The sequence below is a fragment of the Aequorivita sp. CRS11 genome (assembly GCF_059693805.1).
Window position 1 is genome coordinate 1 of record NZ_JCATIG010000007.1, and the last position, 26,793, is coordinate 26,793.

At 38.7% G+C, this 26,793-nt stretch carries 25 protein-coding genes and 1 pseudogene; 22 read left to right on the forward strand and 4 right to left on the reverse strand.

Features of this window, described 5'->3' with window-relative positions; translation table 11 throughout:
* Nucleotides 1–516: 516 nt before the first annotated feature.
* Together AC58DT_RS12855 and AC58DT_RS12860 are read left to right on the forward strand one after the other, a co-directional pair.
* On the forward strand, nucleotides 517–1,146 hold the full coding sequence (locus tag AC58DT_RS12855; RefSeq protein WP_296199033.1) for a DUF4386 domain-containing protein: 630 nt from the start codon (nucleotides 517–519) through the stop codon (nucleotides 1,144–1,146).
* Between the two features lie 2 nt (nucleotides 1,147–1,148).
* Nucleotides 1,149–1,913, forward strand: coding sequence for a DUF6090 family protein (locus AC58DT_RS12860; protein ID WP_296199035.1), 765 nt, complete (start codon nucleotides 1,149–1,151; stop codon nucleotides 1,911–1,913).
* 35 nt (nucleotides 1,914–1,948) lie between these two features.
* Here AC58DT_RS12860 and AC58DT_RS12865 read toward each other — a convergent pair whose 3' ends face one another.
* Entirely contained in the window at nucleotides 1,949–3,229 is a 1,281-nt protein-coding gene (locus AC58DT_RS12865; RefSeq protein ID WP_497217212.1) for a DEAD/DEAH box helicase, read from the reverse strand.
* A 105-nt stretch (nucleotides 3,230–3,334) separates the two neighbouring features.
* On the opposite strand from AC58DT_RS12865, the gene AC58DT_RS12870 reads away from it, so the two are divergent.
* From AC58DT_RS12870 to AC58DT_RS12955, 18 genes and pseudogenes are all read left to right on the forward strand, one after another.
* Entirely contained in the window at nucleotides 3,335–4,141 is an 807-nt protein-coding gene (locus AC58DT_RS12870; RefSeq protein WP_497217213.1) for a tetratricopeptide repeat protein, read from the forward strand.
* Between the two features lie 64 nt (nucleotides 4,142–4,205).
* Complete coding sequence (locus tag AC58DT_RS12875; RefSeq protein ID WP_497217214.1) at nucleotides 4,206–6,083, forward strand: tetratricopeptide repeat-containing sensor histidine kinase; 1,878 nt, start codon at nucleotides 4,206–4,208, stop codon at nucleotides 6,081–6,083.
* Entirely contained in the window at nucleotides 6,083–6,847 is a 765-nt protein-coding gene (locus tag AC58DT_RS12880) for a LytR/AlgR family response regulator transcription factor (protein ID WP_497217215.1), read from the forward strand. Before AC58DT_RS12875 ends, AC58DT_RS12880 begins: the two co-directional genes overlap by 1 nt.
* A gap of 145 nt (nucleotides 6,848–6,992) precedes the next feature.
* Nucleotides 6,993–7,517 (forward strand): nuclear transport factor 2 family protein, encoded by a 525-nt coding sequence (locus AC58DT_RS12885; protein WP_497217216.1) that lies wholly within the window; start codon nucleotides 6,993–6,995, stop codon nucleotides 7,515–7,517.
* A 16-nt stretch (nucleotides 7,518–7,533) separates the two neighbouring features.
* The gene (ahr, locus tag AC58DT_RS12890) at nucleotides 7,534–8,541 is read left to right on the forward strand and encodes an NADPH-dependent aldehyde reductase Ahr (RefSeq protein WP_497217217.1); all 1,008 of its coding nucleotides are present in this window, start codon (nucleotides 7,534–7,536) and stop codon (nucleotides 8,539–8,541) included.
* 133 nt (nucleotides 8,542–8,674) lie between these two features.
* Entirely contained in the window at nucleotides 8,675–9,613 is a 939-nt protein-coding gene (locus AC58DT_RS12895; RefSeq protein ID WP_497217218.1) for an NAD-dependent epimerase/dehydratase family protein, read from the forward strand.
* Between the two features lie 34 nt (nucleotides 9,614–9,647).
* Nucleotides 9,648–10,580 carry a nuclear transport factor 2-like protein gene (locus AC58DT_RS12900; protein ID WP_497217219.1) on the forward strand — a complete coding sequence of 311 codons (933 nt, stop codon included), beginning with the start codon at nucleotides 9,648–9,650 and terminating at the stop codon, nucleotides 10,578–10,580.
* A gap of 84 nt (nucleotides 10,581–10,664) precedes the next feature.
* The gene (locus tag AC58DT_RS12905; protein ID WP_497217220.1) at nucleotides 10,665–11,435 is read left to right on the forward strand and encodes a hypothetical protein; all 771 of its coding nucleotides are present in this window, start codon (nucleotides 10,665–10,667) and stop codon (nucleotides 11,433–11,435) included.
* A gap of 97 nt (nucleotides 11,436–11,532) precedes the next feature.
* Nucleotides 11,533–12,528 (forward strand): ester cyclase, encoded by a 996-nt coding sequence (locus AC58DT_RS12910; RefSeq protein ID WP_497217221.1) that lies wholly within the window; start codon nucleotides 11,533–11,535, stop codon nucleotides 12,526–12,528.
* A 37-nt stretch (nucleotides 12,529–12,565) separates the two neighbouring features.
* Nucleotides 12,566–13,087 carry a RidA family protein gene (locus tag AC58DT_RS12915; RefSeq protein WP_497217222.1) on the forward strand — a complete coding sequence of 174 codons (522 nt, stop codon included), beginning with the start codon at nucleotides 12,566–12,568 and terminating at the stop codon, nucleotides 13,085–13,087.
* 11 nt (nucleotides 13,088–13,098) lie between these two features.
* Nucleotides 13,099–13,956, forward strand: a complete 858-nt coding sequence (locus tag AC58DT_RS12920; RefSeq protein ID WP_497217223.1) for a nuclear transport factor 2 family protein — start codon at nucleotides 13,099–13,101, stop codon at nucleotides 13,954–13,956.
* Nucleotides 13,957–14,019: 63 nt separating this feature from the next.
* The gene (locus AC58DT_RS12925; protein ID WP_497217224.1) at nucleotides 14,020–14,292 is read left to right on the forward strand and encodes a hypothetical protein; all 273 of its coding nucleotides are present in this window, start codon (nucleotides 14,020–14,022) and stop codon (nucleotides 14,290–14,292) included.
* Between the two features lie 98 nt (nucleotides 14,293–14,390).
* The gene (locus tag AC58DT_RS12930) at nucleotides 14,391–15,755 is read left to right on the forward strand and encodes an MFS transporter (protein WP_497217225.1); all 1,365 of its coding nucleotides are present in this window, start codon (nucleotides 14,391–14,393) and stop codon (nucleotides 15,753–15,755) included.
* 81 nt (nucleotides 15,756–15,836) lie between these two features.
* Nucleotides 15,837–16,643 (forward strand): DUF3472 domain-containing protein, encoded by an 807-nt coding sequence (locus tag AC58DT_RS12935; protein ID WP_497217226.1) that lies wholly within the window; start codon nucleotides 15,837–15,839, stop codon nucleotides 16,641–16,643.
* 40 nt (nucleotides 16,644–16,683) lie between these two features.
* Nucleotides 16,684–17,732: pseudogene (locus tag AC58DT_RS12940) on the forward strand (proline iminopeptidase-family hydrolase).
* A gap of 8 nt (nucleotides 17,733–17,740) precedes the next feature.
* Nucleotides 17,741–19,045, forward strand: a complete 1,305-nt coding sequence (locus AC58DT_RS12945; RefSeq protein ID WP_497217227.1) for an APC family permease — start codon at nucleotides 17,741–17,743, stop codon at nucleotides 19,043–19,045.
* 99 nt (nucleotides 19,046–19,144) lie between these two features.
* A complete protein-coding gene (locus AC58DT_RS12950) occupies nucleotides 19,145–20,665 on the forward strand; it encodes a hypothetical protein (RefSeq protein WP_497217228.1) in 1,521 nt (506 codons plus the stop codon).
* A gap of 106 nt (nucleotides 20,666–20,771) precedes the next feature.
* Nucleotides 20,772–21,398 carry a carbonic anhydrase gene (locus AC58DT_RS12955; protein ID WP_497217229.1) on the forward strand — a complete coding sequence of 209 codons (627 nt, stop codon included), beginning with the start codon at nucleotides 20,772–20,774 and terminating at the stop codon, nucleotides 21,396–21,398.
* A gap of 12 nt (nucleotides 21,399–21,410) precedes the next feature.
* Here AC58DT_RS12955 and argS read toward each other — a convergent pair whose 3' ends face one another.
* Nucleotides 21,411–23,189 (reverse strand): arginine--tRNA ligase, encoded by a 1,779-nt coding sequence (gene argS / locus AC58DT_RS12960; protein WP_497217230.1) that lies wholly within the window; start codon nucleotides 23,187–23,189, stop codon nucleotides 21,411–21,413.
* A 202-nt stretch (nucleotides 23,190–23,391) separates the two neighbouring features.
* On the opposite strand from argS, the gene AC58DT_RS12965 reads away from it, so the two are divergent.
* Nucleotides 23,392–24,024 (forward strand): MarC family NAAT transporter, encoded by a 633-nt coding sequence (locus AC58DT_RS12965; protein WP_497217231.1) that lies wholly within the window; start codon nucleotides 23,392–23,394, stop codon nucleotides 24,022–24,024.
* A 3-nt stretch (nucleotides 24,025–24,027) separates the two neighbouring features.
* On the opposite strand, the gene AC58DT_RS12970 is transcribed toward AC58DT_RS12965, so the two are convergent.
* Entirely contained in the window at nucleotides 24,028–24,234 is a 207-nt protein-coding gene (locus AC58DT_RS12970; protein ID WP_497217232.1) for a hypothetical protein, read from the reverse strand.
* 126 nt (nucleotides 24,235–24,360) lie between these two features.
* Here AC58DT_RS12970 and AC58DT_RS12975 point away from each other — a divergent pair, with 126 nt between their 5' ends.
* Nucleotides 24,361–25,794: an SDR family oxidoreductase gene (locus AC58DT_RS12975; protein ID WP_497217233.1), complete on the forward strand. Its 1,434-nt coding sequence runs from the start codon at nucleotides 24,361–24,363 to the stop codon at nucleotides 25,792–25,794.
* Here the strand turns inward: AC58DT_RS12975 and ctlX are convergent, their stop codons facing one another.
* The gene (gene ctlX, locus AC58DT_RS12980; protein ID WP_497217300.1) at nucleotides 25,795–26,697 is read right to left on the reverse strand and encodes a citrulline utilization hydrolase CtlX; all 903 of its coding nucleotides are present in this window, start codon (nucleotides 26,695–26,697) and stop codon (nucleotides 25,795–25,797) included.
* Nucleotides 26,698–26,793 lie beyond the last annotated feature (96 nt).

Below are 26,793 nucleotides of genomic sequence, written 5' to 3' on the forward strand. Positions count from 1 at the left end.
AAAGCTTGTGAAGAGTTTTTCCTGATAGTTTTTCTTGCCTTGCATAGGCATGAAATTAAGAAACTTCTCAATTTTATACAAGCCTTTTGCTATATTTGAAGAGGTGGTTGTGCAACAGGCACAACAACTATACTGCATACCCTACGGGTTACGCAGCATAGCTAAACAGTTGATAACACTATGAATCAAACCAACAACATAGAGAAAATCAAATCTTATTTGATTAATTCGGGTATTAACTATAATATAAAAGCATTCAAGCCAATTCTATGCCGACTGTAAGCCGATTGCATGCCGACCATAAGCCGACTCCATCCGACCACACTTCATAGATACTCCCTAGATACTCCTAGTATATCCCCACCATACCCTAGAGGAGGCTAGGACTAGGTAGCCAAGAAAATCTCCCATTTGCAAATTCACATCCGCACCCCTCCCATAGCAATTGCCCATTATGGTATTTTAATTAGTTTTAAGTAATTTAGACCTGAAAACCAACCAACTAATTAAAAAATTATGAAGTCCAGAAATATATCGCTGCTCGCTGGGGTGAGCTATCTAATCATTTTCTTTGCCGCTATCTTTGCCAATTTCTTTGTCCTGGAATCCATACTTCAGGCCCCCGTGGAGACCATTCAGCAAAATTCCCTTACCGTCCGTTTTGGCATCGTGGCCTTTTTGGTAACCGTGCTTTTTGATGTAGTAATTGCCTGGGCTCTTTTTGAGCTCTTCAAAAACCATCCCTTAACGCGTTTGAGCACCTATTTTAGATTGATGCACGCTGCCATTATGGGAGTAGCCATATTTGCACTTCCCTTGGCCTTAAGCAAAAACACAGCTGAAGAGATTCTTTATCAAGCAGAAATATTCAATACCATTTGGCTTATCGGCCTTTTCTTTTTCGGAATGCATTTAATCCTTCTGAGCAAAATCATAAAAAGACCTCTAATTATTTCACTTTTTCTGATGATTGCCGGCGCCATGTATATGATCGATACGCTTGCCCATTTTCTACTTGAAGATTACGCCTCGTACGCTACCATTATGTTGACTTTGGTAGCCGTTCCGAGTATTTTTGGGGAAATGGCTTTTGCGATTTGGCTTTTGGCTAAAGGTGGAAAAAATGAAACTTTAAGTGCTGACTAGAAATGAAATTCTTTAGAAAAGTTAGACAAAACCTACTCACTGAAAACAAGTTTACCAAATATTTGGTCTATGCGCTGGGGGAAATTGTTTTGGTAGTAATAGGTATTTTAATTGCATTGGGCATCAACAATACCAATGAACAACGAAAACTTGCCGCTGTGGAGCAGACCTATTTAGTGGGTCTTCGGGACGAATTTCAGACAAGCAAGCTAAAATTGCAGGAGTTGATAAACGTAAACCAGCAGAATTACCTTGGAGCCAAAACATTGTTAGGATATATCGCCAACCCAACCCAAAGTCCCACCGAACTACAATTTTCCAGCTTATTGTACACCACTTTTTCTGGAGCAATAGATTTTAATCCCAATAATTCCCTTCTTTATGAAATGGTGAATTCGGGCAATTTAAAAAACATCTCCAATGCCGAGTTGCGCAGGCAACTCACCAATTGGATTTCACGAATGGAAGACATTTCGCGACAGGAGGCAGAGCTGGGAGTGCAGCGCGAAAAAGTTTTGGATATGTTCAAAAACGATGCACACAGTTTGGGCACCATTTTTAAGCACGCAGGCGTTTACAATGAATTGGGTTTGCCGAAAACCGAAAATGAAACAAGCAACCTGCGCTTATTGCAATCCACTGCCTTTGAAAATAACATTCTAATGTTTATCATCACCAGCTATGCAACCGAAAAAGCCCACTATGACCCATTGATGAAGCATCTGAATGATATTCTAAGCTTGTTGGAAAAAGAAATAGAGTGCTAATTGACTATTTTATATTACTTTAGAAATACTGAGAGCTATCTTCTTCCTCTACCCTTACTCGATTTGTTATTTTGGCTTCTAGCGTGATTATTCACTTTTGTCCCAGAATTTCGTCCCCTGCTGTGACGCTGCGCCTTTTGGCGTTTCTTTTCTTCCTCGGCTTCTTTAACATCGGCCAAGGTTTCGGTAGGTTGAAAGTTTGGAAGGGTTTTGGGTTGAAGACGCTCCCCTATCAATTTTTCAATATCCTTTAAATAGCCAACTTCATCGAGGCTTACCAAAGAAAGGGCTTCGCCACTGGCTCCCGCCCTGCCGGTTCTTCCAATACGGTGAACATAGTCTTCAGATACATTTGGGAGTTCAAAATTGATAACGTGCGGCAACAAAGGAATATCCAAGCCACGCGCTGCGATATCAGTTGCAACCAAAACGCGCACTTTCCCTTCTTTAAATCCTGAAAGCGCTCTTGTACGCGCCCCCTGGCTCTTATTTCCGTGGATGGCTGCTGAAGTGATTTTTGCTTTTTCCAGTTTTTCACTTAAACGGTTGGCACCGTGCTTTGTTCTTGTAAAAACCAAAACCTGTTGCCAGTTTCCTTCTGAAATAAGTTTTATAATGAGATCCGTTTTTTGGGCTTTATCAACCCTGTAAACCGTCTGTTCAATTTTTTCCACCGTTGTATTTTCAGGGGTGGCCTCCACCAAAACGGGGTGGTGCAAAAACTCGTTGGCAAGTTTTTTTATTTCCTTTGAAAAAGTAGCAGAAAACAAAAGATTTTGTCTTTTAATCGGAAGCAAGGCAAGTATCTTTTTAATATCGCGCAGAAAGCCCATGTCGAGCATTCTGTCTGCTTCATCTAAAACAAGTATTTCTACTTTTGATAGTGTAAGGGCTCGTTGATCTACCAAATCCAACAAACGTCCAGGGGTAGCTACCAAAATATCCACTCCGTTTCGCAACGCGCGAATTTGTGGATTGGCACCCACGCCACCAAAAATCACGGTGGAACGAAGGTCTGTAAACTCACTGTATTCCTTAAATTCATCCTGCACTTGTGCGGCGAGTTCGCGGGTTGGGGTTAATATCAATGCGCGAACGGGACGTTTTCTGAAAGCTGGCTCATTATTTAAAATCTGTAGCATTGGCAATGCAAAACCAGCGGTTTTTCCACTTCCGGTTTGTGCTGAAGCCAGTACATCTTTTCGTTCTAAAATTAAAGGGATTGCTTTTTGTTGAATTGCCGAAGGCGTTTCATATCCTTTTTTGCTGATAGCTTTCAGCAGGGCATTGGATAGCCCAAGTGATTTAAATGACATTTTTTAGATATTAGATTTTAGACATAAGACTTAAGACTAAATGACTTAAGACAAGTGACCAAAAAAATGAATATTATATAATTTGATTATTTGTGACCGCTGCGCTTGGAGATAGTATATCGCGGCGCTTTTAGAATTCGGTCTTTTTTAAAAACCATTAAAACTAAGAAGACGGTTTTAATAAGTGGCGAAGGTACGGCTAATTTTCTGCGTGGGGGATTTTATAATCAAATTGAGAAGTTTTGCTATAAAAATAGTATTATTGAAGTTCAAATTATATCTATGTTCGGTGGCTTTGGAAGTATAAACCATATGATTGTTACAGTTCGTAACAACAAAAACTTGCTTCCCGCAAAGCGCTCTTTATTTAAGAACAGAGATTACAGCACTATAAAGAACGAGTACTTCAATACCGTGGGCGATGCTTTCAATATAAAAAAGGCAACTCCAAAACAGCTACTTGCAATACGAAAGGAGATTATCAAAAAGCGTAAAAATGAAGCCCGCAGATCTATTCTTCTTTTAGGCATTGGTATTCCGCTGATTGTTTTGGGGCTCTATTTTACTTTCCATAATTTCCGGTTTGGCTTTCCCAATGTAAAAACCACCCAAGAAATCTCCCTTGAAAATGATGATGAGGAAAAATATTATTTCTATTTGGAAGATGGCGACAAATGGTTACAAAAAAGAAATTACTACAACGCAGTATTTCAATATAAAAAGGCTGTAGCTCTTTATCCTTCAGATTTTGAAGCCAATTACAGATTGGCATTGGGTTACAGTTACCAGTGCCAGTACGATTTTGAGAATTGCGATAAGGGAATGCAACTTATTTTAAAACTGGAAAAGGAGTTTCCCGACAATAAAAATATTCAGGACGTAAAAGCCATTTTTGTGCATTGGGGAGAGTAATAGATTTGATTATTGCATTAATCTCCCTATCTTTATAATCAACTAACAACCAATCATCATAAAAATGAAACGACTATTACTCTTAGCAGTACTAGCTTGCGTTTCGTGGAGCAGTCTTCCCCAAACTTCTTCCCAGACACAAGAAGACACGCTTAAAACTTCCGCTTCGGAAATAATTCCAATAGCTGAAGATACCCTTCAGCAATACGGAAATTTCAAAAAAACTATTCAACTTTCCAAAAAGAACAAGGAGTTTAAAACCCTGGGCGAAGCCTATATTGGTTTGGCGCAATGGCACGAGGACCACACCGTGCTGGATTCTTCCATCATTTATTTGAAAAAGGCCATTTCGCTTTATGAAAAACAGGAAATGACAAAAGAGTTGGCCGAAACCTACCTTTTATTGGTAACAAACTACAGCGGCACCGCTGAATATGACAAAGGATCAGAAACTGTTTTTAAAGCCTTGGCACTTTATGAAAAATTAGGCGATCAGCAGGGCGTCGCACAGTGCTATACAAAAATATGCGACCTGCTTTATTATTCAGACAGTTATGCCGAAGGAGCCGAATACTGCAAAAAGGCCATCGCCATCCAAGAAAAAAATGGTTATGAGGAAGACTTAGCCCTCTCTTATCGGCGGCTTGCGGAAAACCAATTATTTTTGGGCGATCTGGATGAAAGCTTGGCAAACATGAACCAAGCCATCAATCTTTATAAAAAAATTGGCGAAACGGGTCCACCAATTTTAGCCTGCTATAACGGCCGCGGAAACATCTATAAATATATGGAACGTTATGAGGAAGCCATTGAAGATTACAATCGTTGTTACGAAGGCGCAAAAGCAATTGGGCTGGAACGCTATATGATGCCCCCAACGGCAAATATTGGGCACGTGTATTTATTACAGGGAAAATATGCCGAGGCCCTACCCTACAATTTAAGGGCAATAGAGATTATGAAACGCATAGGCAACTCAAAAAACCTGTGGGAAAACTATATGCACGTTTCAAATATTTATAGTGAACTTGGCGATTATAAAAACGCGCTGGAATACCACGAACTTTATGAACAGGGCCATTCAGAATATCTAAACACTATAATTGCTCGCAAGGACAGCGAACTACAGGTAAAATACGAAACTGCTCAAAAGGATTTGGCAATTTTGGACAAGGAAGCAAAAATTGCCCAACAACGAAAAACCCAATGGCTCTACATTGGCATTGCGGGATTGTTGGCTGTTATTCTCTTCGGAATGTATTTTACACTGAAAAATATCCGCAAGAAAAGAAAGGCACTGGTTGTTTTGAATAGTGAGCTTGACGCAAAAAATAGACAAAATGAGCTGCTACTTAAAGAAATACACCACCGCGTAAAAAACAATCTGGAAATGGTGAAAAGTCTCATCGCGCTGCAATCAGCAAAATTAGAAGACGGCGCCAGCAAAGAAGCTATGCTCGCCAGCCAAAACCGCGTGCAGAGTATGGGTATTATTCACCAAAAATTGTATCAAGGTGAAAACTTGGGCAGTATTGAAATGAAGGATTATTTCATCAATTTAGGCGAAGGTGTATTGGACACTTTCAATGCAGAAGAAAAAGTAAAGATAGAATGCGCAATGGACGATTTGAATCTGGATGTGGATACCGCCGTACCAATCGGGCTAATTGTAAACGAACTTTTAACAAATGCCCTGAAATATGCCTTTCCCGAAGGGGCAAAAGGACAAATCAACATTAGCCTCATTAAAGAGGATGATGATCTTTTGCTGAAAGTTACGGACAACGGCATTGGTAAAACTGAAGGCTCCAAACCCAAAGGAACAGGCTTTGGCACCCAATTAATTCAGTTATTGACACAACAATTAAACGGCACCGTTTCCGAAGATTACAATAACGGCACTGCAGTACTTTTCAATTTTAAAAACTTTAAAACCGCTTAATGGATAAAGTTGTAAAAATTTTGATCGTTGAGGATGAAATGGTTATTGCTGCTAATATTTCTTTGCAATTAAGTGAGCTTGGGTATGAAGTAACGGGAATTCTGCCACGTGGCGAAGAGGCCATTGCCCATATCCAAATAGACAAGCCAGACATAGTGCTTTTGGACATTCGGCTAAAGGGTGAAATGGACGGTATAGAGACTGCTCATGAAATTCAAAAAATTTACAACATCCCCATTATCTATTTAACGGCAAATGCCGATGATGCACATTTTAACCGCGCCAAGGAAACGCATCCGTATGCTTTTATTTCAAAACCCTTTAAAAAGTTGGATCTGCAACGTGCCATAGAATTGACGGTTGATAGAATTTCAATAGAAAACGATTCAGAAAATGGTATTGGAAACGGGAACGATTTAACCAATAATGGCAGTGCAACAGATTTTATACTAAACGACCGTATTTTCGTTCGCCATAACGAAAAGATGCTGAAAATAGACATCAAAGACATCTACTATATTGAAGCCGATCGCAATTATTGCCGCATTTTTTCGCAAGGCCGGGAATATCTTTTGGTTATGACCCTAAAGGATATTGACGAAAAACTTCCGCAGAATCATTTTCTCAGAATACACCGCTCTTATATCATCAATATTTCCCAAATAGACGAAGTAGCGGGCACACATGTAGTTATTGCCAAAAAAGCCATCCCTATGAGTAAAGCAATGCGCACAGAACTTCTTAAACGACTGCAGACTATTTAATTACCCTTCGGTAAAACAAACTTTCCCTTCGGACACAAATTAAGTGTGTTCGTCCTTAATCATTTTCAAATTTGTTTGATTGTCAGTTATTTAGATGCACTCCCCACGGCATTTATTTCAACTAACCCTTAAAACCAAATAAATTATGAAAAGATTATTCTTTTTAGGACTTGCAATAGTCCTTTCCCTTACCGCTTGCCAAAAAACAGAAAAGCGTTATACCCAAAAATCAGTTGAAATTGACACTTACAAAAAAGTGATCGATGCTTATGAAAAACAGGACTGGGAAGCCCTTATGAGCCACTATGCCGATACCGCCAAAATCATGAACAATGTAATTGAGAAAGAAGGCAAGACCATAGCCGAAGAGGTAGCTATTGGCAAAGAGGATGCTGCGCTATTTTCCAGTTGGGATTATGTGGACGGTGAATCTGAATATGAAATGGTTGTGACCGATAAAGGCCAAACCTGGGTAAATTTCTGGGGCATTTGGAAAGGTACTCTTGCTGCCAATAACAAAACATATACACTTCCTACACACATCACTGCCCAGTTTGTAGATGGCAAAGTAGTGAAGGAGTTTGGCTATTGGGACGTTTCAAAAATCATGATGGATATTCAAACAATGGAACAGGCAGAATTATCTACAATGAAAGATACAATCAATTAATAAAAAGAATGAAGACATGAAAGTAAATGGATACGCGGCCATGGAGCCAAAAGAAAAACTAACCCCCTATTCCTATGAGTTGGGAGCGATAGGTCCGGAACAGGTAGATATTAAAGTTTCATATTGCGGCATTTGCCATTCCGACTTGAGTATGATAAATAATGATTGGGGAATGACACAATATCCCATTGTCCCTGGTCACGAAATAATTGGAGAAGTAATCGCAACAGGCAATGCGGTTAAAAACGTGAAAGTTGGAGATAAGGTAGGACTGGGCTGGCAGTCTGGGTCGTGCATGAGCTGTGATCAATGTATGGACGGGCATCATCATCTCTGCTCACAAGGCGAGGCTACTATTGTAGGTAGAAACGGTGGATTTGCCGACTATGTTCGCGGACATTGGTCTTGGACCATCCCGCTTCCGGATGCTATTGAGATGAGTAAAGCTGGGCCCCTATTGTGTGGAGGGATTACGGCTTTCAGTCCAATAATTTTAGCAGGAGTAAAACCTACCGATAAGGTTGGCGTAATAGGTATTGGAGGATTGGGACACATGGCCATAAAATTCTTAAAACACTGGGGATGTGAGGTTATCGCATTTAGTTCAAATCCGAATAAAAAGAAAGAAATTCTGCAGATGGGAGCCAGTCAAGTAATCAATTCAACAGTACCTGAGGAATTAGAAAGCATTGCGGGCAAACTAAATTTTATTTTGAATACCACCAATGTAACATTGGATTGGAATTCATATTTAACCGCATTGGCTCCGAAAGGAAGATTCCATACTGTCGGAGCTGTTTTGGAACCTATGGAAATACCTGCATTCAGCATAATTATGGGAGAAAAAACTGTGGGTGGAAGTCCCATAGGCAGTCCTGCACTAACCAAGACCATGCTTGATTTTTGTGTAAGACACAATATTTATCCAGATGTTGAGGAGTTTCCGATGGCAAGGGTAAATGAAGCAATTGAACACTTAGAAAATGGTAAAGCTCGATTTAGGGTAGTGTTGAAAAATTCATAGTTGTTGTTGAAGAAACAGTAACACCGAAGTAATGTCTCCATGGCTCCACAGGCAGTGTAAGTAAGGAAATTTTCAACCTGTTTGGACTCTTATAAAACCATTTAGCCTCAATTTAATTTTAAAATTCGAAAATATGAAAACTGTAGGTATAATAGGCGGTTCAGGCTTTATCGGAAGCTATACGACCAAAAAATTTCTGGAAGAAGGATACAATGTGAAAGTATCTGTTACCGATATCAAAAAAAGTGAAAAGTATCAACATCTTTTCAGTTTAGAAAATTCGGACAATCTAAATATCAGCGCACTGAAAGTAGAAGATCTCGAAACTTTAAAAGACTTCATCAGTGATTGTGAAATTGTAATACACGGAGGAACGCCTTTTCAGCTAGATGTAAAAGATCCACAAAAAGACCTTTTTGACCCAACCATAAAAGGGACCGAAAATTTTCTGGAAGCCATCCAACAAGTACCAATGATTGAGAAGGTCGTTTTTATAGCTTCCGTTGCGGCTTATAACACCAATTTTCCATTGCCCGCAGAAGGTAAAAAACCGAATGACACTTTTAGCGAAAAAGATACACCTTTTATGAGTGAGGAAAGTCACCCGTATGCACAGGCCAAGTTTATCGCTAATCAAACGGTGGAAAAATTTATACAGGAAAATCCAAAACTTTCCTTTGAAATTACTTCGGTTTCGCCTGTTGGGGTTATGGGCAAATCGCTGTCAAATAGGGAAGATTCCACCTCAACCAGCTTGCAGTTTTTATTTAAAAACAAAATTGCTCCCAATCCATTTGTACAAATGCTGTATGACACAAACGCAGAAATGGCAGTAGTAGATGTTAACGATGTTGCGGAAGCAGTTTTTAAAGCTTCAACAACTACTGGGCTCCACGGCAAAAACTATTTGTTGAGCAGCGAAAGCTATCCAGTTAGCGATATGAGCCTTATGCTAAACCACCAAGCCCCAAAAAACAACGCAAATGTAGTTTATCAAAACACTCTTGCAATGAACGATTTGGGAATGAAATTCAGACCTGTTCAAGAAACTTTAAATAACTATTCAAAGTAAAAATCAAGAATATTAACCAAATAAATATATAAAAATGAAAACAAAAATTCTCTCGGTAATGATGCTCATAGCATTCATTTCCACAGCGCAAAAAAAGAACGGAACTGTCTACATAGAGCATCCTGCGATAGATGTAGTACAACAATTTGTAGATGCAGGCGTAGCAGGCGATAAGTCTAAAATGGCAACCTATTTAACGGACGATTTTAGAGCTTTTAATGGCTCAACGAATAATATGAGCGATAAAGGGATGAATAAGGAGGAGTTCCTTAATAATCAAATGGTCTATTTTAACCAACTGGATTATTATTCCGTAACTCCCTTTCCGGGATCCTACCCAGACGCCATTGAGTATAAAAAAGATAATCCAGATGGCGAGGTTTGGGTGCAAACTTGGGATTTGCTGAAAGGCGTCCACAAAAATACAGGCGTTAAAATTGATGCTGCCTCCCACCGTCTATATACACTTACAAAAAACAACAAAATCAAGAACATTATTTTTTATAACAACGGAAGTGTTATAGATGAAATACGTGCCAGTTTTACGGATAGGAAGAATGGCACCATCTACAACCACCACGATTATATAAATACCGTCCGCAAAATGATGTATGCCTTTGAGAAAAAAGATTTTGAGAAAGCCTACAGTTTTTATGACGATAAGGCTGAATTTGTAAATTCCAGTTCACCCACTTTTGAAAGCAGACCATTGGCCGAACAAAAGGAAATTGACAAACAATTATTTGAGAAATACGATATTGAAAACGTAGAAATGGTAGGTTATCCAGACTATCTGCATTATGAAATGGGCGATGCCCATGTGGTACAATCATGGTGGAACATTCACTTAAAGCGCAAAGCTGACAAAAAAGCAATTGTTGTGCCTATACACTACCAAATGTATTTTAATGATAAAGGTAAAATAACTTCAGAAACCGCTTATTACAATCCAAAACTTCTGGATTAATATATAAATAGCAACCTCCCCAATTAATTAAAAATATTAATCATTATAAACCAGTCCGCTTTTGGCGGGCATAAATTAAGAATCATGAGAAAATTAATCTTTACAATGCTCTTATTGCCACTTTTGGCAATGGGACAAGAAACTACCGAATACGGCGTATTTGAAACGGCAAATTTAATGCCCAATCCCGCTCAAGTAAGTCAATTTGAAAAAGGATTGGCGGCACACAACAAGAAATACCATGGCGAGGGACCTTACGGAGTAAGAGTTTATTGGGTTGCCAATGGACCAAATACAGGCAGTTACCACTGGAGCATGGGGCCATTCCCATGGAGCTCATTGGACAATAGACCAGAACAAAAGGATGGTCATGACACAGATTGGAACAATAATGTGGCTCCATATATGGCGGCCAATAGTGGAGCACAAAGTTACTGGCGCAGCCAAGCGGAACTCTCTCGATTTCCAAAGGATTTTACTATAAAAAATATGGCTGTGGATTATTGGGACATAAAGAGAGGTAAATATGAAGAAGCTATGAATCTTGTAAAAAAAATCCATAAAGTCTATGCCGAAAAATCTCCTGATGATATTTATGGTATTTACACAAATGAGTTTATGAGCACAAAAGAAGGTCGAGATTTGGCCGTCATCTCCTTTTTCGACAAATCAGCCTGGTTGGGTCAGGACCACGGTATTGATAAAAAATATGACGAAGTGTACGGCACCGGAAGTTGGACCCAATTTTTAAAGGATTGGATGGAAGTAACCAACGGCGGTGAAACGGAAATTTGGATTTATCGCCCCGATTTGAGCGGTATTAGCGGTGATGTAATAGTTGCAGAAAGGAAATAAAAACAATCTTGAACAAGTGTAAGGTTCGGCTATGCACTGCCTTACACTTTGTTCTTTATAAATTTTCAAATCATTCTTCACACTAAAATGCAAAGAGATGAAAACAAAATTACTTAAACTCCTAACCTTTCTTTTTATAGGCGCATATTCTCTTCATGCACAAAATAATGATCCGCACGGAAGTGCAGAATCTGCAATCACAGGAATAATTTCTTCAGAAATTAAAAATGATAAAAATATAGAGAAAATTGGCAACTATCGGAAAACAGCGACCTATGAAAAAACCTGGGATAAAGACGAAGCAGCTGTAAAAGCAACCATTGAACAATTTCTAATTGTGGCAGGTAATTACAATCTGGACGCCATGGCAAAGATGATATCAGACAAAGCAAGTCTCGCAATCGCAAGATTAAGGGATGGCAAATGGACTACCGAAACTATGCTTTTTACTGAGTATTTTGAAATGGCAAAAAAAAGAACAAACCGTCCTTATTTTGAACCCGTTAAAGAATACACCATCCATGTAAGTGATGGACATTTGGCGTTCGTAAAAGCCGATGCTGTTTTATACGCTTTTGGAGTTCCACTTTTACACAACATAGATTATTTCACTTTGATAAAGGAAAAAGAAGTTTGGAAGTTTATCAATATTTCGTTCACCTCAACCCGAATTCCAGCAGCTGAAAGAGTTTACGACCCAATTGTCTTCGCCAAAAGTTATGCGCAAGCTTGGTGCAGTCAAAATCCAGATTTCGTGGCTTTGTTTTATGCCGAAAATGGTTCATTAACTATAAACAATGGCACTCCATCAGTTGGAAGAAATGCTATCTCCCAATCCGTCAAAGCCTTTATGGATGCTTTTCCTGATGATATGATGGTCGCTTTTGACAAGATAGAAAAAACCCAAAATGGCATCGAATTTCATTGGACGTTAACTGGAACCAACACAGGCAATAATGGAACAGGTAAAAAAGTGAACATCAGTGGTTTTGAACTTTGGCAGATAGACGAAAACGGTTTGATAAAAGAATCTAAAGGCAGTTTTGATGCTGAAGAATATAGGCAGCAGATTAAATACGGCGTGAATGATTAAAAATATAAATAAAATCAACTATAAAAACCATTCAAAAATGAAAGCAACAAAACTTAAAATAATTGCAATCGCTTTGATAGCAGCAATCTCATTATCAAATTGCAACAAAAATACTAAAACAGAAAATACCGCAGAAAGGTCAGAACCCATTGAAACTAATGTTGCCGATGAAACACCAGACTATTTTCTGTTACGCCCAGAAGTTGAAAAAGCCTATGGTTATTCGCATGCCGTAAAAATTGGCAACGATATAAAAATCTCTGGCGCTGTAAGTATGGACGATGAAGGCAATCCCAAAGCAGTAGGCGATCTTGAACAACAAATGAAAAATTGCTATGCAGATATAGACAAAATCCTAAAACATTACGGTTGCACCTTTGACGATGTTATTGTAGAAAATGTTTTTACCACAGATATGTCCAGGTTTTTGGAAGTAGCGGCTTACAGAGCCGAAATCTATAAAAAACATTTCCCAACAGGATCATGGATTGGCGTAAAGGAATTGGCCATTCCAGAATTTATGATAGAAATTGAATTAGAAGTACATAAATCAAAATAAATTTTAAGAATATGAAAACATTTAAAAAGCATCTTTTATTACTGGCCCTTTCGGCAATAACAGTTAGCGTATTTTCCCAAGAAAATAAAACCAATCAGAATTTACTTTACAAAACCGGAAACCCAACAGAATGGCCTCTTGAACTTGATGCCGTTATCGCCGCTCCAAAAAACCATAAAATACTTTTGGAAAATGACAAGGTTCGGGTTCTCGAAGTTACCATGGCCCCAGGTGAAAAAGAAGCCTTGCATCACCACCGTTGGCCCAGTGTTTTATACATTCAGGAAGCTGACGATTTTGTAGATTATGATGGTGATGGAAATGTAATTTTTGATTCACGGCAAATTCCAGAGCCCTTGCCAATGCCATATACAATGTACAAAGATCCGGAAGCACCACATTCCGTTGTGAATTTAAGTGAAACGAAACCTATTCGTCTCATTCGGGTTGAAATGAAAGAAGCACATGCAAACCAAAATATTGCCATTGTTGATGGGCTCTACAAAGCTTTTGCGGTTGGCGATATTCCAACAGTACTTGGCGCAATGGAAGCCAACATTGTTTGGAACGAAGCCGAAAGTAATTCACTAGCCGATGGCAATCCGTATGTAGGGCCTGATGCTGTTTTAAATGGCGTATTTGCAAGGCTTGGTGCAGAACATGAATATTTTAAACTTGAAGACATAAAGCTGCATGGCATGGACAACAATCGAGTATTGGCAACGCTTCGTTATAATGCCAAAGTAAAGGAAACCGGAAAAACCTACAATGCCCAAGTGGCGCATCTTTGGACTTTAAAAGAAGGAAAAGTTAGTGCGTTTCAGCAGTTTTTGGATACCAAAAAAGTTGCCGAAGCAATGGAGAAGTAATTGTTCCAGCAAACGGGGCAGCGAAAAACGCAAAAAGCAGGCAATAATATAAATCACAATACCATGAAAACAGCAATTGTTCAACACGAAGTGAAAAACTTCACCGAAAGGAAAAAAATTTTTGATGCACACCTGCCCAATCTTGCAAAAATTGGAGTTCAACTCAAGGGCCTTTACAAATCAGATACAAGCGCAAATGACGTTACCATGAATTTTGAGATACCGGATGAATTGGGACTATTTAACAAAGTAATGAGCGACCGGCAAGGGCAAACCGATATGAATAAGGCTGGGGTTGTAAGTGCTCCGTCAGTATCAATATTAAAAAAGGTATAGCGCCTGAAAATAGATACAGGTTTCGAGCAGAAAAAACAGTTTCCCCATGTCACAAATAAAAGAGAAGAATTTTAAACCTCTTATTTAACACAAAAGCCATGGAAAAAGGAACAAGAAACAGAAAAAAAAGGTTGGGCAGAACCTTGACCGACAATGCCCTAACAAGATACATTACGTTTTCGGCACTTTATATAGCACAAGGAATTCCTGAGGGTATTACTTTCTTTGCAATACCAGCTTGGCTCGCTATGAATGGTAAATCAGCTATGGAAATTGCCGCCTATGTTGGTGTAATTGGAGTTCCGTGGAGCTTTAAAATTTTGATTGCACCGTTGATGGATCGATGGACTTTCTTGGCCATGGGTAGAAAAAGGCCATGGGTTATTTTTGGGCAACTAGGTTTAATATTAAGTTTTATTTGTATTGGATTGATTCCAGATCCTGTAAACAATACTATCGGGTTAATGACTTCCGGATTTTTCATCAGTTTTTTTGGTGCGTTTCAGGATGTGGCAACTGATGGGATGGCTGTAGATGTAATTCCCGAAAACGAACAGGCAAGAGCCAATGGCCTTATGTGGGGAACCAAAACCATTGGCATTTCATCTTCTTTGATCATCGGCACTTGGCTGATTAACAACTTTGGTTTCTCCATTGCAATTTCTTCACTCTCTATTGCGGTGGCAACCATTATGCTTTTCCCAATATACTTTAAGGAACGGACGGGCGAAAAAACATTGCCCTGGACGGCGGGTAGCGCCTCCCCAGATTCCAAAAAAACACAGTTGAGAAGTTGGAAGCACATTTTTAAAAGCCTCTACAAGGTTGTAAGATTAAAATCGAGCTTGGTGTTTGGTATCGGGGTTTTTGTCGTAGGTTTAATGTTCGGGCTTATAGACACACTATTGCCTATTTTCAGTATACAGGAATTGGGATGGACTAATTCCTTCTTTTCCAATGTATTCTCAATCACAACGGTAGTTGGAGGTTTTTTAGGCATGTTTATTGGCGGTTATTTGGTAGATTATTTTGGGAAAATTAAAATGCTTTCGGTGTATTTGAGCTTCTTAACAATTCTTATTGCAGTATTTGCTTCCCTAAATAATTTATGGGGCAATAATATAATTATTTATGCTTTCATCCTATCCTATTATACGCTATACACTTTTCTGTGTATTGCAGTGTTCGCATCGGCCATGCACCTGTGCTGGAAAACGGTTGCCGCTACACAATTTACTCTTTATATGGCACTTTCAAACATGGGTCGCGCGGCGGGAGCTGCAATGCTAGGTGTATTAAAAACTAATTTTAACTGGGAAATCGTCTTTCTTATTATAGCCCTTATGCCCGTTATTATGGTAATTCTTATTCAACTTATAAATTTTAAGAAACACCGTGTTACCGTAGATAGTTTTGTCATCTTGAAACATACAGCAGTGGCGCCACATGTATTGAAAGACTAATTAAAAATGGAAAATTCCTTGGAAGAAATCCACTTCAAATTTTAAAAGCGAATGAAACTAATAAATATAAAATCACCCATTATGAAAAAATTCAAGCAAATATGCATTTTAACCATCATAATCTTTTTTGCGGGACACAGTTTCCTAATATCCCAAAATAATAGAAGTCACAACGAATTAACCTTTAAATCGCCAACTTATATAGCATCTGCTATTTTTAATTGGCCGCCTTTAAATGAGAATAGCAAAGGGTATAATAATCTAGACTTTTTTTTAACTATTGAGCATGAAGCTTCCACTTTTTATTGGGCACACCAATTTGCTTTTAAAAATGGCAAAATAGGATATATGGGGCTTCAAACTTCAGCTTCATATAAAGGCGAGCAAAATACCAAAGTTGCTATTTTTTCAATTTGGGATGCAAAAAAGGCAGAAAGTCCCAATGGATATTCGGAAGCTTTCGGACACGAAGGCAGCGGGTATTCTTGCAGGATAAAATACAACTGGCACGAAGGACGCAAATACCGTGTTAGGGTATGGGAACTTGGCATTGCAGATGCACCAGAAAGTGGAACCTGGTGGGGAGCCTGGGTTATGGACATGACAACCGAAAAAGAAGAATTCATCGGAAAAATATTGGTGCCAGAATCTTGGCAATGGTTGAATTATACTTCGTTCAATTTTACGGAATATTATGGCGCGCAAGACGGCAACAGGCATCCTTGCGGTAGTATTGGCTATTCCAAAACCATTTACGATTCTCCTACAATGGGCAACGGCACCGTTATGCCCACTAAAACAATTTATGAAAGGAATGATGAATGTGCAACACTTACAAAAATTAATCAAATTGGGTCCAATACCTACCAAGTTGAAGCGGGTAATTAATCATCAAAACGAAAGAAATATTCATTAACAAACCAATATTATGAAAAACGAACTTTACTTTCTAATCATTTCCGCAACATTACTTTTAAGCTGTGCCGAAAAACAAGAAACCGCAAACGCTGAAACCGAATGCAAATCAACTTATTTTGATTATTCCAACAACGAGGATCAAATTACAGGCGGTATAAAATGATTCCCATCACTACCCCAAAAGGCACTTTTAATGTTTGGACAAAACGCATGGGCAACAATCCAAAAATGAAGGTCTTATTGCTTCACGGCGGTCCCGGTGGGACTCACGAATTTTTTGAAAATTTTGACGGCTACCTTCCAAATGAAGGTATTGAATACATTTATTACGACCAGCTTGACAGTTATTACAGCGACAAACCAAACGATTCCACGCTTTGGACCACCGAACATTTTGTGGAAGAAGTAGAACAGGTTCGTAAAGCGTTAAATCTGTATAAAGACAATCTTTACTTGTTGGGCCAATCGTGGGGCGGAATTTTGGCCATGGAATATGCTTTGAAATATCAAGATAATTTGAAAGGCTTGATCATTTCAAACATGATGGCGAGCATTCCCGAGTATGAAAAATATGCTGAAGTTCTGGGAGCACAACTTCCTCCGGAAGTCTATAAAGAAATTAAGGAATTGGAAGCGAAAGAAGATTTTTCAAATCCCAGATATGCCGAATTGGTGATGAACAATTATTACACGGAACACATTCTTCGCAAACCTTTGGATGAATGGCCAGAATTCATCAATCGCGCCTTTTCACACCTCAACCCAAACATTTACATCTACATGCAAGGTTACAGTGAATTTGGCGTAACGGGAAATGCAACTTTGAAAGGTTGGGGTGTTTCCGATAGATTAAAAGAAATTAAAACACCAACCTTAATGATTGGCGGCAAGTATGACACCATGGATCCAAAATATATGGAATGGATGAGCACAGAGGTTCAAAACGGAAGAAGCCTTACCGTAAATGCTGGCCACGTTTCACAATACGACGACCCAGTAAATTATTTTTCAGGATTGATAAAATTTATAAAAGATGTGGATAATGGTTCTTTCAAGTAAATAAAATTATGATTTCAAAAGACGAAGGATTAAAAAGAAGAGTTGGTGTATTCGGCTTATCAGCTAATATTGTAAACATCATCATCGGCTCTGGAATTTTTGTACTGCCTGCAATTGTGGCTAGCTATATGGGAGCGTCCAGCATCATTGCTTATCTGTTTTGTGGATTGTTAATGGCAATGGTAATGCTTTGCTTTGCCGAAGCCGGAAGTAAAGTAACAAACACCGGCGGGCCGTACACCTATATTGAAACCGCTTTTGGAGATTATGCTGGCTTTGTAGCTGGATTTTTTGCCGTTGGAAGCAACTTGTTTGCTGATGCCGCAGTTTCTAACGCTTTGGTAAATGTTATTGCTTCAGCATACCCAGTACTTGAAAACGGATGGCCTCGCTTCTTCTTTTTATTTATTCTTTTTTATGGTTTGGTTTATATCAATGTAATTGGTTTAAAACAAGGCATTGGTTTGGTAAAATTCAATACTATTGTTAAGCTAATACCATTGCTTTTACTAATTGCTATAGGATTTAAAGATGTATCGGCTAGCAATCTGTATTTTCTAGAAATGCCAAGCCTTAAAACATTAGGTGAAGCGTCGCTCATTTTATTTTTTGCTTTTCAGGGCTGTGAAACGGGAATTATTGTTGGTGGGGAAGTTGTTAACCCAAAACGAACAATTCCGAGAGCTATTTTAATAAGTATTACAACAGTTGCGGTTGTTTATATCTTGATTCAAACCGTTTCACAAGGTGTTTTAGGCGATACTTTACCAAATTTTACAGCGGCTCCACTAGCTGAAACTGCCAGAGTAGTTTTTGGCAATTTCGGATATATGCTTTTAATTATAGGTGCTGTTATCTCTATGTTTGGATATATGAGCGGCACTATTCTTAACAGTCCAAGAATTGTTTACGCACTTTCCAGGGATAATGTAATCCCTATAAAAGCGCTTTCCAGAATACACAAATCATTTGCCACGCCTTATATAGCTATTATTATTTATGCAACTATCGGTTTTATACTGGCTGTTTCTGGCAGTTTTGAGCAATTAGCAGTCATAGCTAGTAGTTCTATGCTAATTCTTTATTTAGGCGTAGCACTATCTGTAATGAAGCTGCGAAAATCTAAAAAAGAATATGATGGCGGATTTAAAATCCCAGGAGGTTGGGCTGTACCCATTTTGGCTATTGCAATAATCGTATACTTTTTATCGAGCCTTTCGGCAAATGAATTGATTGGCACAGGACTATTTATAGGTATATTAACGCTTATATTTTTCGTTATTAAGTATTTAAAAAAGAAAGCAGAATTATAAATTTAGTGAAGGTATGAATCAGTGTTTTAAGCATTTGGCCAAAAAGTGCTTATCGTTTCAAAAATGGTTATCTTTAAACTATTATCTGAATAATTAATTATGAGACTTATAACCTCTATTTTTTTATTGCTTCTTATAGTTTCGTGTAAAGAACAGGAAACCAAAAAAAATAATCTTGGTGTAGTGAATATTACAATCACTGGCAAGAAAAGTGCCCAGCCACATTTTGAAAAAGGATTGTTGTTATTGCATTCCTTTGAATATGAAGACGCTCGCGAAGCTTTTATAGAAGCACAAAAGGAAGACCCAAAGATGCCCATGGCCTATTGGGGCGAATCCATGACTTACAATCACAGCTTGTGGCAGCAACAGGATTATGAAGCGGCAACAAGTGTTTTAGCAAAACTCGACAATCTTAATCTAGAAAATAATACATCTGAAATTGAAAAGGATTTAATTGAATCTGTTCATATACTTTACAAACCAAAAACAGAAAAAAAGAAGCGCGATCAAGAGTATGCCCAATTTATGGAAGGGCTGTACAAAAAATACCCTGATAATCAAGAAATAGCTGCATTTTACGCTTTGTCATTATTAGGTTCTGTTGAAGAAGGAAGAGACGATGTTATTTACGGCAAAGGTGCAAAAATTGCAAAAGGTATTTTAAATGAAAACCCAAACCATCCCGGCGCATTGCACTATTTAATACATTCGTATGACGATCCCGATCACGCTACCCTTGCTTTGGATGCCGCCAATGCCTATTCCAAAGTAGCTCCAGATGCAGGCCATGCGCTCCACATGCCTTCGCATATTTATGTTGCGATGGGTATGTGGGATAATGTTATTTCTTCAAATATTGACTCATACCAAGCAAGCATTAATAGAATGGAAGAGAAAAAACTAGATAATGATGCACGCGGTTATCATGCTTTCCATTGGTTGCAGTACGGCTATCTTCAAAAAGGAAATTTTGAGGAGGCAAAAAAAATGGTATTGGATATGAAAAGTTATGCTACCGAGACTCCATCAAAAAACGCACGGGCATATCTGGTATTTTTAAAAGGAACGTATTTAACCGAAACCGATAACTGGGAAGATGAAGTGGCTAATATTCCTGTAAATATAACCGATTTAAATATTTCCGTGCGTTCCAAATATCACTTTCTGGAAGGAATGAAAGCCTATGAAGCCGGCAACACAAAAAAGCTGGATAGTATTATAGATACGATCGATCAAGACCACAAGCGGGAATCTTTTATTGTTGCGGAAGGCAGTTCCAAACTCTGCGCAGGGGTTACCCGCGATGAAGCCAGCCAAATGGATTTAAAAGAAGCTGAAATAAGGCAAAACCAATTAATGGCACTTCGCGCTGAACTCTATAATGACACGAAACTGGCAGAAGAACATTTTATGGAATCCATCGAGATTGAAAACAGCATAAGCTATAGTTATGGGCCACCGTCTATTCAAAAGCCCACACATGAAATGTATGCCGATTGGTTGCTCTCCCAAAAAAGAAATGAAGAAGCCGCAAAACAGTATGAACTTGCTCAAAAAAATGGCCCCGGCAGATTACGTGTTTTAAAAGGAATTGAAAACGCAAAACAAGTAATGTAAGTTCAAAGGCTTTAGCAACATTCACCATAAAAGTTTCAATTTTCACATTGTGGACACAATGGCTTTTCCCTATCTTTAAATTCTGAAATAAAACTTCAGGTGAACTATGAATATCGATCAAATTTTCAAAAACAATCAAGATTGGGTAAACGAAAAATTAGGGCTTGACCCTAATTATTTTAAAAACCTTTCCGAAGGGCAAAACCCCGAAGTACTTTATATTGGTTGTAGCGACAGCCGCGTTACTGCAGAAGAAATAATGGGTGCCAAACCCGGCGAAGCCTTTATATTACGGAACATTGCAAATATGGTTTCCAATCTAGACCTCAGTGCAATGAGCGTTATCAATTATGCCGTGAGCCATTTAAAAGTGAACCATATAATTGTTTGTGGACATTATGGTTGTGGCGGTGTAAAAGCTGCTATGCAAAGTCAGGATCTCGGCCTTTTAAATCCTTGGTTACGAAATATCCGCGATGTTTACAGGTTACACAAACAAGAATTGAATGCTATTAAAGACGAAGATGAAAAATACCGCCGACTGGTTGAACTAAATGTGCAGGAACAATGTGTAAACGTTATCAAAACCGCCGATGTTCAGATTGCCTACCGAAGTAGAAACCTTACGGTGCACGGCTGGGTAATGGATATGGGAACCGGAAAATTAATTGATTTAAAAATTGATTTTGATAAAGTTCTCAAAGACATTATGGAGATTTACCATTTAGATTAAAGATACCTAAAATTACATCCGCTCCGGAACGTCAATTCCCAAAAGGGAAAAAGCGCTTTTTATAATCTCTCCCACGGCTTTTGAAAGTTTTACACGGAATGCTTTTTCAGTTTCGTTGTCAGTAGCGAGGATTGGCACGTTTTGGTAAAAACTATTGAATTCCTTCACCAAATCATACGTATAATTTGCAATCAATGCCGGGCTATAATTTTCTGCCGCCAATTGGATGGTTTCAGGGAATTGTTGAATAATCTTTATGAGCTCCTTTTCCTTTGGATGCATTTCTACGGATGTCAGGTTGAGCGCAGTCGAAACCTTTTCTTCCGCTTTTCGTAAAATAGACTGAATCCGTGCATAGGTGTATTGAATAAACGGTCCCGTGTTCCCTTGAAAATCCACACTCTCTTCAGGATTGAAAAGAATTCGTTTTTTGGGATCCACTTTTAGAATATAATATTTCAAAGCACCCAAACCTATCATTCTGTAAAGCGCTTCTTTTTCTTCTTTTGAAAAATCGTCAATCTTGCCCAATTCTTCCGAAATAGTTCGGGCAGTCTCGGTCATTTGCGCAATCAAATCGTCTGCGTCAACTACCGTTCCCTCACGGCTTTTCATTTTTCCAGAAGGTAGATCCACCATTCCGTAACTTAAATGAAATAGATTTTCGGCCCAACTGTAACCCAATTTTTTTAGAATTAAAAACAGCACCTTAAAATGATAATCCTGCTCGTTACCTACGGTATAAATCATTCCGCCCACATCGGGATGGTCTTTTACGCGCTGTACAGCAGTGCCAATATCCTGAGTCATATAAACTGCAGTACCATCGCTTCGCAGAACGAGTTTTTCATCAAGGCCATCTTCGGTTAAATCACACCAAACAGACCCATCGTCCTTCATAAAAAAGACGTCTTTTTTTAAGCCTTCCTCTATAATATCTTTCCCTAAAAGATAAGTATCACTTTCGTAATAATAAAAATCGAAGTCTACCCCAATGGCTTTATAAGTTTCCTCGAAACCACTGTAAACCCAACCGTTCATTTTGTTCCAAAGCGCGACGGTTTCCTCATCACCAGCCTCCCATTTTCGAAGCATTTCTTGCGCTTCGTTTATAAGTGAAGCTTGGACTTTGGCTTCTTCCTCGGTTTTTCCAGCTTCTTTTAAAGCTTCAATTTGCTTTTTGTATTCCTTATCAAATTTTACGTAATAATTCCCAACGAGCTTATCGCCTTTTAAATCAGTTACTTCAGGAGTTTCTCCGTTTCCAAATTTTTCCCAGGCCAGCATACTTTTGCAAATATGGATTCCGCGGTCATTGATTATTTGTGTTTTGTACACTTTTTTTCCAGCAGCCTTTTCAATCTCGGCGACGGAATAACCAAGCAAAACATTCCTGACGTGACCTAAATGCAAAGGTTTGTTCGTGTTTGGTGAAGAATATTCCACCATCATCGCTTCTCCTTTTTGTTCCCCTTTTCCGAAACTTGAAAAATCTTCAATTGAATTAAAGAAATTTAAATAATACGAATCGCTCAAAACAATATTCAGAAAACCCTGCACCACATTGAATTTTTCAACTTCTTTTACATTTTCAACCAAATAGTTGCCAATGGCCTCGCCAATCTGTGCGGGATTTCCTTTCACCACGCGCAACATTGGGAAAACAACGGCAGTAATATCGCCCTCAAAATCCTTGCGGGTGGGCTGCAATTCTACCGATTCAAGTTTGGCACCGTACAGTTTTTCTACTGCGGTTTTAATTTGGGTTTCCAATGTTTGCTGAAGTGTCATACTCAAAATTTAAAGTGCAAAGATACTTTTTTTGAATTGAGCGATTAAAAAAAATAGATGAATGTCAGGTTTAGCGCAGTCGAAACCTAAATTAATAGTTTTTGAAGGTTCTCGACTGTGCTCGAACAGACACAGATAACCTTCATTTAAACTTTTGGTAAACTTCAAAAGCCAAAACAAAGCGTCCTTTGCCGAAAAAACCATGGATATTTTTTTATATGTATTTGCAGCACTTTTTTCGGTAATAAACCCGTTGGGAACAGTGCCCGTATTTGTAGGATTGACGAGTGATGAAAGTACTCAAGAACGCAATAAAACCTCGCTATTAACTACAGTAAATGTGATTGTTATTTTGATCATATCCTTTTTTGCTGGAACGTATCTTTTGGCCTTTTTCGGGATAAGCTTGAATGCTTTGCGTATTGCAGGCGGGATGATAATTGTAACCTCGGGCTTCGCGCTTTTGACGGGAACTTTTTCAAAACACAAAGGAATGAAGAACAAGCGGGTTCAAAAAGATTTGGACAAGCGTGAAAAATTTTCACTTACACCGCTTGCAATCCCAATGCTTGCAGGCCCCGGCTCCATTTCACTATTGATAACTTTTAATCAGGAATATCAAAACACCGCAGCTATTTTTTGGGTAATACTTGCAGTTTTAGCTGTTGGACTATCAACATTTATCATTTTGAGGAGTTCGCACTACATCAGTAAATTTTTGGGTGCTTCGGGCATCAATGCTATATCGCGAATTGTAGGTTTTATAGTGATTTCAATCGGTGTAGAATATATAAGCGCAGCTGTAATTTCAATTCTTCAAACAATAAATCTTTAAAAATTAACGGCGGTTTTTAAGAAGGGCGCCGGCTATAAGCGCCAAAACTCCAATGCCAATCATTCCCAAGGTTTGGTTGGTCAATCCTTCCTTTGCATTTACCTCCAAAGGGCCAATATCCAAAACCTGTTGCGGCACAAAAGCATTATAAAGTCCAAAAAATATCAAAACCACTCCTACAATTAGCAATACGACTTTTAAAATTTTCATGATGTTTAGATTTATTTGGTTGAAGTTTTAAAGATACCGCATTGCAAAAGATGCACTGCAACAACTTAACGGGTTTTTAACTTTTGTTTAGTTATTAAAATCTATCTTTAAACAAAATATTTTAAATTGAAAATTCTACTCACAGGAGCCAACGGATATATTGGCATGCGTTTGCTTCCCGAACTTTTGGAAAACGGACACGATATAATTTGCGCCGTACGCGATAAAAATAGACTTCCACTTGATCCAGAAACCACAAAAAAGGTTACCGTTATTGAAGTGGATTTTGCCGAAGAGGTAAATACAGCATCCTTTCCGAAAGATATTGATGCGGCTTATTACTTGATTCACTCAATGAGTGGCTCAACCAAAAATTTTGGTGAAATTGAAGCCCGATCTGCAGAAAACTTCAATAAATATATGGCTACAACTTCCGTAAAACAGGTCATCTATTTAAGCGGAATTATAAATCAGGAAGAACTTTCAAAACACCTTTCTTCCCGAAAAAAAGTAGAGGAAATTTTATATAAAGGAAACTATCACCTTACCGTGCTACGTGCTGGAATCGTAGTGGGAAGCGGCAGTTCTTCTTTTGAAATTATTCGGGATTTGTGTGAAAAACTGCCAATAATGATCGCTCCAAAATGGTTAAAGACCAAAATTCAACCCATTGCCATTCGCGATGTGATTGCGTTTCTTTCTGGCGTTTTGGACAACGAAAAATGTTTTGATAAGTCTTTCGATGTTGGTGGTCCCGATGTATTGACCTATAAGGAAATGCTGATGAAATATTCCAAGATCCGAGGACTGAAACTTTGGATAATTCCAGTTCCGGTTATGTCGCCACGACTTTCTTCGTATTGGTTGTATTTCGTGACCTCCACTTCCTATAAATTGGCGGTAAACCTTGTGGACAGTATGAAAATGGAGGTTGTGGCAAAGGATAATAAATTACAGGAAATTTTAAATATCAAACCCATTTCTTACGAAGAAGCAATAAAAAAGGCTTTTCTGAAAATTGAACAAAATCTTGTGATTTCCAGCTGGAAAGATTCTCTGGTTGCGGGTAGAATTTCGAATTTGAAAGAGTACATTCAAGTACCTAAATACGGTTGCCTGAAAGACAAAAAAGTGTTGAATGTTGACAATCCCGAAAGAGCGCTAAACAATATTTGGGCAATTGGCGGGAAACGCGGATGGTACTATGGTAATTCACTTTGGAAAATCCGCGGATTTATGGACAGGCTTGTGGGCGGCGTTGGACTAAGACGCGGACGAACACACCCAGACCAAATATACACTGGCGATGCGTTGGATTTTTGGCGTGTGCTCTACGCCGACAGGGAAAGTAAAAGACTGCTGCTGTTTGCCGAAATGAAGCTTCCCGGCGAGGCCTGGTTGGAATTCTGCATAAATGATAAGAATGAATTGATACAGACCGCTACTTTCAGACCCAAAGGTTTGTGGGGGCGCTTATATTGGTACTTGATGCTTCCCTTTCACTATTTTATTTTCGGGGGAATGATCCGGAACATTGCGAAAACAGAAACCATGGCTTAATTACGCCTTTGGCAGAAAAACCTCAGCCATCATACAGCGCGCGCTACCGCCGCCACAGGTTTCGATGGTGGTAAGATCGCTACTCAGGATTTCGCAGTGTTTTGTAATCGCTACAATTTGCTCTTTATTTAGACTATCATGCGCAGCCGCGCTCATCACCAAATATTTTTTTTCCTTGCCTTGAAGCTGAAGCATATTGCCCGCAAAATGGTGCATTTGCGCTTCAGTAATTTTTATGATTTCCTTCCCATCTTTTTTTAAATGCTGAACCACGTTTTTCTTTTCAGAAGCATCGTCAATGGTGTCTAAACAAATCACACAGAATTTTTCTGCAAGACACATCATTACATTTGTGTGATAGATGGGCAAGCGCTTGCCGTCCACGGTTTGGTTTGCGGTAAAAATTACAGGTAAATATTCAAAATCCTCGCAGAATTCAATCAACAATTCTTCATCGGCACGTGCTGAAAGTGCGCAATATGCTTTGTGGTTTACGCGGTCTAAAAGAAGACTTCCGGTTCCCTCCAGAAAATATCCTTCGTCTTCCGCAGGAGTATAATCGTAAATATTATTGATTATGAAACCTTCATTCTCCAAACGAATCAAAACCTCCTCACGTCTTTCGCGACGGCGGTTTTCAGCAAACATAGGGTAAAGCCCGATATCGCCATTTTCGTGAAAACTAATCCAATTATTTGGAAAAATGGAATCTGGCGTGTCCATCCTTAAATCATCATTTTCAACAATCACGTTAACGCCCACTGAACGAAGTTTTTGTACAAAAGCATCAAATTCTGCCTGCGCTTTGGCATTGATTTCAGCGTTCTTAAGCGCGAGGTCTTCCTGAAAAAAATTGTTGACTGCCGTTTGCTCATTCATACGGAAAGCAACCGGACGAATCATTACGATGGTATCTGTGATCTGTTTTGCCAATTGAAAGGATTTTAGGCTGCAAATTTAAGGGAATTTAGAATTGAAAAAATGATTTTATTTGGTAAA